At 24.3% G+C, this 1,934-nt stretch carries 3 protein-coding genes; all 3 read left to right on the top strand.

Features of this window, described 5'->3' with window-relative positions; translation table 11 throughout:
- A partial coding sequence (locus WBG30_RS07670) for a hypothetical protein (protein WP_424504054.1) occupies nt 1-1,104 on the top strand: 1,104 nt, incomplete at its 5' end.
- Complete coding sequence (locus WBG30_RS07665) at nt 1,091-1,420, top strand: hypothetical protein (protein WP_424504053.1); 330 nt, start codon at nt 1,091-1,093, stop codon at nt 1,418-1,420. The genes WBG30_RS07670 and WBG30_RS07665, both read left to right, overlap by 14 nt.
- 131 nt (nt 1,421-1,551) lie before the next feature.
- Complete coding sequence (locus WBG30_RS07660; protein ID WP_424504052.1) at nt 1,552-1,698, top strand: hypothetical protein; 147 nt, start codon at nt 1,552-1,554, stop codon at nt 1,696-1,698.
- Nucleotides 1,699-1,934: the final 236 nt, after the last annotated feature.

Genomic DNA, 1,934 nt, shown 5'->3' with positions numbered 1-1,934 from the left:
CATAAGCACGATATTTTTAGTGATATAATAGATATATCAAATCAATTTTTCTTTAGAGGTCGTCAAGGAGAAAATGCTATTTATAATAAATATGATATGTTTCATATACCTTATGATAAAAGATACTTAATTGGTAACCAAAGGTATAGTATGAGTGGACATCCATTTCTATACTTGGGCTCTTCTATTGTAAATGTTTTAGAGGAATTAAGAAGCGATCAAGAAAAAATAGAAAACGTTTATTTTTCTTATTTTTATATTAATAAAAACGAGTATAAAGTTTTTGATTTAAGTAATCCATTCAACTCAATTTTTAAAATAAGTAGTTCAAGAATCAAGTTAAAAAAAGCTCAGGAAACTAATAAAAAAAATAACTTTGAAAAAATACTATTTAAGCATTTCTTTGTTTCTATTTGTAGCTTTGAAAAAAGAAATGAACATGAAAAATCTAAAAAATCTAAATTTTATGAAGAATATGTTTTCCCTCAAATATTAACTCAAGTTCTAAGAAGAAAGAAAAATATTGATGGACTTTTATATTATTCAACTAAATTAAATAAAGTTTCATCAGAAAATAATTTTTTTAAGACTAAATTTAAAGAAAATATTGTACTCTTTTCAAGACATAATAAGGATCGACATTATGATAAAGAACTCTATGATTCATTAAAAATATCAAAACCAGTAAACATCTCAAATATTATTGAACAAAATACTATAAATATAGAAAATTTAAAAAAGATTCTTGTAGAAATGAAGCTTATTGAAAATGTTAACCAAAAGGAAAGAATAAAGACAATAAAAACAAAAAAGATAGAAAAAACAGAGATTATTCAAAGAATAATCCAAAATTATGAATATGAATACGAACAATTAAACGTTGCGAAAAATAAATATTTAAATAATAAATGTTTAGAAAAAAAATGTCTCGCTGAATATTGTCCCACTGAAAAGTTTGAGAAAAAGTTTGGAAGTGTGTGCTATAATGATTTATATATCAATTCAAAATTAGGAAGAATTCATTTATTTTTAATGCATAGCTTTATTTCTAGCGAAAAAAATGAATTAATGTTTAAAGAGGAGGATGAAAATGTCAATAAATAAAATAATAATCAGAAAAGAATTTGAAAAAGAATTGTCATATAAAGATATCTCTGAGTCTTTATATGATTCTATAAAAGGACATTTAAAAAATAATGATGATTTAGAAATAGATTTTGAAGGTGCTCCTATTAATATTATTGCTATTTTAAATGATAGTATAGGAAAATTATTACTTGAGCAAACAAATATAGACGCAAAAAATGAAATCGTAGATAAAATAACATTTTCTCATATAGAAGATCAAGGCTTGTTAAATAATATAATTGAAATGATTGAAAATATTTTAGAAGAAAAAGCTATTATAACGGAAGATTAATTGATAGAATATAAAATGTACTGGATTTTATACAGTGCATTTTTTTTATTCTCTTCTTAACTTTTCCCTAACTCCATGTGTATAATATAAATGACCGAAGAATCTAGACAATTATTACATTGGAGGAAATTATGGATAAGAAAAAGAATGAAAAATTAGAAAAAGTTATTTCAGAATTAAAAAACCACATGAATAATAATCTTCATGGGGAAATGACCGTGGTTCTCAAGGATGGCTATCCAATAAGGACAAAAACATTCACAGATAAAAAAATCTAAAAGCTATAACAATTAAATAATGCAAATTGTAAAATTCGTACAATTTGAAATTTTGGAAAGATAGATCTGTAAGACCTGCCACTGGAAAGAGCAATTGATTTGCTACTGAGAAAGAGCAGCTTACATATAGGGATATCTTTTGACTATGCCATCAGTAAGACTGAAGCATAAAAATAGGCTATATTAGCCTGTTTTTATGCTCTTTTTTTTTGAAAAAATAAGGGAGGAATTATGAC

It is taken from the genome of Psychrilyobacter sp., assembly GCF_049671765.1.
Taxonomy (GTDB): domain Bacteria; phylum Fusobacteriota; class Fusobacteriia; order Fusobacteriales; family Fusobacteriaceae; genus Psychrilyobacter.
The sequence above is the reverse complement of the archived record's forward strand: the minus strand, read 5'-3'. Positions and strand labels throughout refer to the sequence as shown.

What these genes read in the sequence shown, in the direction of transcription:
- WBG30_RS07665 (WP_424504053.1), top strand. Translation starts at nt 1,091, where the DNA reads ATGTCAATAAATAAAATAATAATCAGAAAAGAATTTGAAAAAGAATTG.
- WBG30_RS07660 (WP_424504052.1), top strand. Translation starts at nt 1,552, where the DNA reads ATGGATAAGAAAAAGAATGAAAAATTAGAAAAAGTTATTTCAGAATTA.